Source organism: Streptomyces sp. P5F9, assembly GCF_057961495.1.
This window is the reverse complement of record NZ_JBXVPZ010000464.1, coordinates 1-7,443: the sequence shown is the minus strand read 5'-3', so window position 1 is coordinate 7,443 and position 7,443 is coordinate 1. Positions and strand designations below refer to the sequence as shown.

At 69.7% G+C, this 7,443-nt stretch carries 6 protein-coding genes; all 6 read left to right on the top strand.

Annotated elements, in window-relative coordinates; translation table 11 throughout:
* Positions 1 to 321, top strand: a 321-nt coding sequence (locus AC31A1_RS42615; protein WP_489658450.1) for an FAD-dependent oxidoreductase, incomplete at its 5' end; no start/stop codon positions are given.
* 53 nt (positions 322 to 374) lie between these two features.
* A complete protein-coding gene (locus AC31A1_RS42610) occupies positions 375 to 1,025 on the top strand; it encodes a helix-turn-helix domain-containing protein (RefSeq protein WP_489658449.1) in 651 nt (216 codons plus the stop codon).
* 113 nt (positions 1,026 to 1,138) lie between these two features.
* Positions 1,139 to 2,344 carry an MFS transporter gene (locus tag AC31A1_RS42605; protein WP_489658448.1) on the top strand — a complete coding sequence of 402 codons (1,206 nt, stop codon included), beginning with the start codon at positions 1,139 to 1,141 and terminating at the stop codon, positions 2,342 to 2,344.
* 101 nt (positions 2,345 to 2,445) lie between these two features.
* Positions 2,446 to 5,166, top strand: coding sequence for an MGH1-like glycoside hydrolase domain-containing protein (locus AC31A1_RS42600; protein WP_489658447.1), 2,721 nt, complete (start codon positions 2,446 to 2,448; stop codon positions 5,164 to 5,166).
* Positions 5,163 to 6,647: an alpha-amylase gene (locus tag AC31A1_RS42595; RefSeq protein ID WP_489658446.1), complete on the top strand. Its 1,485-nt coding sequence runs from the start codon at positions 5,163 to 5,165 to the stop codon at positions 6,645 to 6,647. The genes AC31A1_RS42600 and AC31A1_RS42595 overlap by 4 nt, the downstream gene beginning before the upstream one ends.
* Positions 6,648 to 6,839: 192 nt before the next feature.
* On the top strand, positions 6,840 to 7,443 hold a 604-nt coding region (locus AC31A1_RS42590), incomplete at its 3' end, for a hypothetical protein (protein WP_489658445.1).

The following is a 7,443-nucleotide window of genomic DNA, read 5'->3' as shown; positions in this document are numbered from 1 at the left end:
AAGGTCGCCCAGCACGACGAGGGCACCCCCACCACCGCCGACACCCGCACCGGCACCATCGACCCCGCCTCCCGCGACAAGGTCACCGCGTGGGTGGAGCGCACCCTCCCGGGCCTCGACCCCACCCCTGTCGCCGAGGCCAGCTGCCTCTACACCACCACCCCCGACGAGGACTTCGTGCTCGACCGCACCGGCCCCTTCGTCGTCGTCTCCCCGTGCTCGGGCCACGGCGCCAAGTTCACGCCACTCATCGGCAGGATGGCCGCCGACCTCGCCCTGGGCCGCGCCGAGCCCCACCCGCGCTTCGCGCTCGGCCGATGACCCCGGACCCGCAACTCCCGGCAAACATGCGCCCATCAGGCAGAATGACCGCCATGGGCACCGACCACGACGACCGGGCAGCCGCGCTGCCCGACCGGGAGATCACCCCCGAACAGGCCGACGGACCAGTGGACTTGGAGACCGCGATCGCCCGCCAGGTACGCCGCTACCGGATCGCGGCAGGTCTGTCGGTGGCGGAGATGGCGGCCCGGGTCGGCATCTCGAAAGCGATGCTCTCCAAGATCGAGAACGCACACACGTCCTGTAGCCTCACCACTCTCGGCCGCCTCGCCACCGGCCTGAACGTGCCGGTCACGGCCCTCTTCCGCGGCGTCGACACCGAACGCGAGGCCGTCTACGTCCCCGCCGGCCACGGCGCCCAGATCATCCGCCGCGGCAGCCGGGTCGGCCACCTCTACGAACTCCTCGGCGCCCTGCGCGGCCCCCACAAACGCATGGAGGCCGTCCTGGTCACCCTCACCGAGTCCAGCGAGGTCTTCCCCCTCTTCCAACACCCCGGCACCGAGCTGCTGTTCATGCTCGAAGGCGTCATGGTCTACGGCCATGGAGAGGCGGCCTACACGATGCGCCCCGGCGACGCCCTCCAACTCGACGGCGAGGGCGCACACGGCCCGCAAGAGCTGCTCGAACTCCCCGTCCGCTTCCTGTCAGTCACCGCCTTCGGCGATCACGGAAGGGACTGAAACGCTCTGGTGACGGGCAGGTTCGCTCGCTAGGCTGCGCAGCAGAACAGGGATCGTCCACGCGTTGGTGGCTGGGGTGGCGCGTCTCTCCGACGTGTTCACGGGAGACGCCGATGGCGTACCGATCCCTTCTTCGTATCCCCGGCGCGGCATTCTTCCCGCTGGGCTTTCTGGCCCGCCTTCCCTACGCGACCTCGTCCCTCGCGACGCTCGTCCTCGTCCAGGCCGCCTCCGGCAGCTACGCCTTCGCCGGACTCGCCGCGGCGGCCCAGGGCATCGCCAACGCGCTCGGCGCCCCCATCGCCGGGTCACTGGCCGACCGCCACGGCCACCGCCTGGTCGGGACGGTCACCGCACTCGCCAACGCCGCCGCCCTGACCGGCCTCGTCGCGGCGAGCCACACCGGCCGCGCGAGCATGCTGACAGCCGCCGCGCTGTCCGGCCTCACCCAACCACCGGTCGGCCCCCTGGTACGCGTGCACTGGTCACGCCTGCTGCACGCGCGCGCCCGGCCCGACCTCATACCGACCGCCTTCTCGTACGAGGCGACCGCCGACGAGATCAGCTTCGTCGCCGGACCCGCGCTCGTCGGACTGCTCACTGCCCTCGGCCCGACCGCGCCGACCCTGGCCGCCATCGCCCTCCTCGTCCTGGCCACCCTGCCCTTCGCCCTGTCCCTGACCCAGGGGAGCACCGAACTCCGGCAGAGCACGCATACGGCGCGAACTCCCCTGCCCCGCCTGCCACTTGCCGCGATGTTCCTCGCCATGGCCGCGATGGGTACGATATTCGGCGCCGTACAGACCGGTGTCACCGCGTACTCGAATGAGAGCGGGCACCCGGGCAGCGCCGGACTCCTCTACGCCCTCTTCGGCATCGGCAGCGCCCTGGCGGGAGCCGCCTGCGCCTGGCTCCCCGCGCGCTTCACCCTCCGTCAGCGGTATGTGACCTTCGCCGCGACGCTGCTGCTGGGCGCGCTCACCCTGCTGGCCGGGGAGAGGGGGCACGCGCTTCCCGCCGCGATGGCCGTCGCCGGGGTGACAGTGGCTCCGTACCTGATCAGCCTCTACGCCCTCACCGAACGCCTCGCACCCGCCGACCGGGCGACCGTCGCCCTGACGATCCTGTGCGCGGGCGGCCCGCTCGGCACCGCGACCGGGCAGGCGCTGGCCGGGTTCCTGGCCGACGGCCACGGCAGCGCCGGGGCGTTCCTGGTGGCGCCGGTCGCGGCGACGGCGGCGTTGCTGCTGGCCGTCGCCGTGGTCCTCGCGCGCTCCGCACGGACCGGAGATCAACGCTCCGTCCGGACCCGGAGATGAACGAGAGGGGGCCATCCGCATGGCCGGCCCTGTATCCGTTGCCGTCGCGCGCAAGACACCGGAGTCTTGGGGAAGATGCCGGGCCACGAGGAGGACACACGATGGGGACGAGCGGTGACACGCCGGATGCCGAGCGGCGACGGCTGGCCGAGGCCGACGATTCCGGGGTGCCCTGGCGCCGTTGGGGTCCCTATCTGAGCGAGCGCCAGTGGGGGACCGTACGGGAGGACTACAGCCACAGCGGTGACGCCTGGTCGTACTTCACCCATGACCAGGCCCGTTCCCGCGCTTACCGCTGGGGCGAGGACGGCATCGCCGGCGTCAGCGACGACAAGCAGCGGCTGTGCTTCGCGCTCGCGCTGTGGAACGGCCGCGACCCGATCCTCAAGGAGCGGATGTTCGGCCTCACCAACTCCGAGGGAAACCACGGCGAGGACGTCAAGGAGTACTACTTCTACCTCGACAACACGCCCACGCACTCGTACATGAAGTACCTCTACAAATACCCGCAGTCGGAGTACCCCTACGAGGACCTCAAGGCCACCAACCAGGCGCGTGGGCGGGGCGACTTCGAGTACGAACTCCTCGACACCGGCATCTTCGACGAGGACCGCTACTTCGACGTGTTCGTCGAGTACGCCAAGGCGGGCCCCGAGGACCTGCTGATCGAGATCACCGCGCACAACCGCGGCCCGGACGAGGCACCCCTGCACCTGCTGCCGACCCTGTGGTTCCGGCACACATGGTCCTGGGCCGGCGGCACCGCCGTACCGTCCATCCAGCAGGAACCCGGCGGCCAACTCCGCGCAGATCACGAGGAGCTGGGACCGCACTGGCTGTACTGCGACGCGGACGCGGAGGCCCTGTTCACGGAGAACGACACCAACAACGAGAAGATCTTCGGCAGTTCGAACTCCTCCCCGTACGTCAAGGACGGCATCGACCGGTACGTCGTCGGCGGAGAGACCGGAGCCGTCAACCCCGACCGGACCGGCACGAAGGCCGCCGTCCACCATGTGCTGACCATCCCGGGCGGCCGGAGCGACATCGTCCGCCTGCGCCTCACTGCCACCGAACTGCCCGACTGGACCGGCGACTTCGACACCGTCATGGCCCAACGGCGTGCGGAGGCGGACGAGTTCTACGACGACATCACTTCCGCCGACGCGTCGGTCGACGAACGGCGGCTGGTCCGGCAGGCGTTGGCCGGGATGTTGTGGAGCAAGCAGTACTACTACCTCGACGTCGAGCGCTGGCTGACCGAGCACGGCGTCGACCCGCTCGCCTCCGACCCCCGGGTGCGGAACAGCAACTGGTACCACATGGTCAACGACGAGATCATGTCGATGCCGGACACCTGGGAGTACCCGTGGTTCGCGGCCTGGGACCTCGCCTTCCACACCGTCGCCCTGTCGATGGTCGATCTCACCTTCGCCAAGGGCCAGTTGGACCTGCTGCTGCGCCGCCTCTACCTCCATCCCAACGGCCAGATCCCTGCCTACGAATGGAACTTCGGCGACGTCAACCCGCCCGTGCACGCCTGGGCCACCCTGTTCCTCTACGAGCTGGAGAAACACCGCACCGGCAAGGCCGACCGCGCCTTCCTGGAGAACGCCTTCCAGAAGCTGATGAAGAACTTCAGCTGGTGGCTCAACCGCAAGGACACCGACGGCAACAACGTCTTCCAGGGCGGCTTCCTCGGCCTCGACAACATCGGCGTCTTCGACCGCAGCGCCCCGCTCCCCACCGGCGGCCACCTCGACCAGGCCGACGGCACCGCGTGGATGGCGCTGTACTGCCAGAACCTCCTTGAGATCGCCATAGAGCTGGCCGTCGACAACCCCGTCTACATCGAGCAGGCGCAGTCCCTGTTCGAGCACTTCGCGTGGATCGCCGTCGCCATGAACCGCATCGGCGCCGACAACGCGAGCCTGTGGGACGAGGAGGACGGCTTCTTCTACGACGTGCTGCGGCTGCCCGACGGCACGGCGACCCGGCTCAAGGTGCGCTCGCTCGTCGGACTGATCCCCCTCGCGGCCACCAGTCTGGTCGGCGGCTGGGCGGACCGGCGCTTCCCCGAACTGGTCGCAGGAGCACTGGAGTTCATGGAGCGCCACCCGGCCGTGGAGGCCACGATCTCCTCGCACGAGGCGATGGGGCCGAACGCCGACGGCCGCTACCTCTTCGCCCTGTTCGGCGAGGACCGGCTGCGGCGCATCCTGTCCCGGATGCTCGACGAGGGCGAGTTCCTCGGCCCGCACGGCATCCGCTCGCTGTCCCGCCGGCACGCCGAACACCCGTACACCTTCGAGGTGCACGGGGAGACGTACGGCGTCGGCTATCTGCCGGCCGAGTCCGACTCCGGGATGTTCGGCGGCAACTCCAACTGGCGCGGCCCCGTGTGGTTCCCGGTCAACCTGCTCCTGATCCGTGCCCTCCTCAACCTGCACGCCTTCCACGGCGCCGACTTCACCGTCGAGTGCCCTACCGGATCGGGCCGACAGCTCACGCTCTACGAGGTCGCCCGCGAGATCTCCGACCGGCTCACCGCCACCTTCCTCAGCGACGCCGACGGCCACCGGCCGGTGCACGGCGCCCAGGCCAAGTTCGCCAAGGACCCGCACTGGAAGGACCTGATCCTCTTCTACGAGTACTTCCACGGCGACAACGGCGCCGGCCTCGGCGCCTCCCACCAGACCGGCTGGACCGGCCTGTCCGCGGTCACCGCCACCCTCTTCCACACCCTGGGCGACCAGGAGTGGTCGGCCCGGGGCCGCGAGAGCCTCCGCCCGACCGGCGACCGAGAGGAGCCCCTGTCATGACCGCCTGGCCCGAGCACCCGGTGATCTACGAGATCAACACCCTGATCTGGCTGGGGGAGTTGAGCAGCCGCTACGGCCGCACCGTCACCCTCGGCGAGGTGCCCGATCCCGCTTGGGACGAGGTCGCCCTCCCGGGCGTCGACGCCGTCTGGCTGATGGGCGTGTGGGAACGCAGCCCGGCCGGACTGGAGATCGCGTTGCGCGACGCCTCGCTCCAGGCGTCGTTCCGGGCCGCGCTGCCCGACCTACGCCCGGAGGACGTGGCCGGATCGCCGTACTGCGTCCGGAACTACGTCGTGGACGCATCCCTCGGCGGCCCGGAGGGGTTGGCGGCGGCCCGCGCCCAACTGGCCGCTCGCGGCGTCCGGTTGATCCTCGACTACGTCCCCAACCACGTGGCCCCCGACCACCCCTGGCTGACCGAACGCCCCGGCTGCCTCGTCCAGGGCACCCGGGACGACCTGTCCCGCGAGCCCGCCGCCTTCCTGGAGGCGGGCGGCAAGGTCTTCGCCCGTGGCCGCGACCCTTACTTCGCGCCCTGGCCCGACGTCGTCCAACTCAACGCCTTCAGCGACGAGTTGCGCACGGCGGCGGTCGACACCCTCGCCTCGATCGCCGACCAGGCCGACGGTGTGCGCTGCGACATGGCCATGCTGCTGATGACCGACGTCTTCGCGAAGACCTGGGGCGAACGGGCCGGCACGGCACCGGCCGAGGACTTCTGGCCGTACGCCATCCCGAAGGTCCGGGAGCGTCACCCCGACTTCCTCTTCGTCGCCGAGGCGTACTGGGACCTCGAATGGGCCCTACAGCAACAGGGGTTCGACCACTGTTACGACAAACGCCTCTACGACCGGCTGCTGCACGAGGGCGCCGATTCGGTGCGCGGTCATCTGGAGGCCGACGTCCGCTACCAGCGCGGCCTGGTCCGCTTCCTGGAGAACCACGACGAACCCCGGGCCGCCGCCACCCTGTCGCCCGAGCGGGAACGGGCGGCGGCCGTCACCATCGCGACCCTGCCCGGTGCGACGCTCTGGCACGAGGGCCAGTTCGAGGGGCGACGGGTACGTCCGCCGGTCTTCCTCTCCCGTCGGCCGGAGGAGCCCGTCGACAAGGAACTCCTCGCGTTCCACCACCAGTTGCTGGCCGCGATCGCTTCCTCCGGCATGCGCACAGGAGGGGAGTGGCAGCTGCTCGACTGCACGGGCTGGCCCGACAACCCCACCCACGAGAACCTGATCGCCTGGTCCTGGACAACGGATTCCAGCCGCCACCTCGTCGTCGTCAACCTCTCCGAACAGTCGGCCCAGGGCCGGGTCCGCCTCCCGTGGACCGACCTGCGCGGCGGCTCCCACCAACTCACCGAACTGCTCGGCGACTTGACCTATGACCGGGAAGGCGACGAACTGGTCGACCCCGGTCTCTACGTCGAGTTGGAGGGCCTCCGCTGGCATCTACTCGCGGTGATGCCCCGATCTTGACCTGTGAGCAACTGGTGAAGGATTGACGGGAGTTGTGAAAGGTGACAAGAATTCAGCTTGCTTCGCTGTGCCTACGCTGAGCGAGGCGATGCGAGCGGTCCGGTAGCGCATGCCATCGATCGTTTCCTTTCGTGCGCCCGCCGTTCGCGTTCTGCCACCTCCCACACCTTTCACCCATCGTCGAGGCTCACTTTGTCACGTTCGCAACACCTCAGATCACTGTCCGCCCTCGCCGCCACCGCGTTCGTCGCGGCTGCCGCGCCCGTGCTCGCGGCCGGCCCGGCGAGCGCCACCGACGCCGGCGCGTGCCAGTCCGCCACCGTGCAGTACCGCATCGTCGGCGCCGATGGAAATGTTGTCGGCGCGGACTGGACCTCGCAGGGCGGGTTCCTCCAGTGGAACACCGTCCCCGGCACCGTCGAGGTCCGGCTGGCTCCCGACCAGAGCGTCGGGGACAGCTGCAAGTACCCCGTCTCCCTCGCCGAGTACACCGCCGAGGGCCCCAACTGGTACAACTCCGGCCACCAGACCATGGTCGACAAGGCCACGGTCTACCTCACCGCCAAGGACGTCGCCGGCGCGAGCGACGCCCAGAAGACCTGGCAGCAGCTGAAGGTCAAGTCCCCTGACTGCTACGGCCAGATCGACCTGTACGGCGACGACGTCACCTACGACGGCGGTACGGGCGAGGGTCACGGGCCCCTGCCGTACGAGCCCGACAACATCGTGACGCCGTACCACCTCATCGCGGCCTGGAACGGCGGCGACAAGGAGTGCACCCCGAGCACCCCGGACT

Coding starts and splice junctions, on each gene's coding strand:
- AC31A1_RS42610 (WP_489658449.1), top strand. CDS start 375: ATGGGCACCGACCACGACGACCGGGCAGCCGCGCTGCCCGACCGGGAG.
- AC31A1_RS42605 (WP_489658448.1), top strand. CDS start 1,139: ATGGCGTACCGATCCCTTCTTCGTATCCCCGGCGCGGCATTCTTCCCG.
- AC31A1_RS42600 (WP_489658447.1), top strand. CDS start 2,446: ATGGGGACGAGCGGTGACACGCCGGATGCCGAGCGGCGACGGCTGGCC.
- AC31A1_RS42595 (WP_489658446.1), top strand. CDS start 5,163: ATGACCGCCTGGCCCGAGCACCCGGTGATCTACGAGATCAACACCCTG.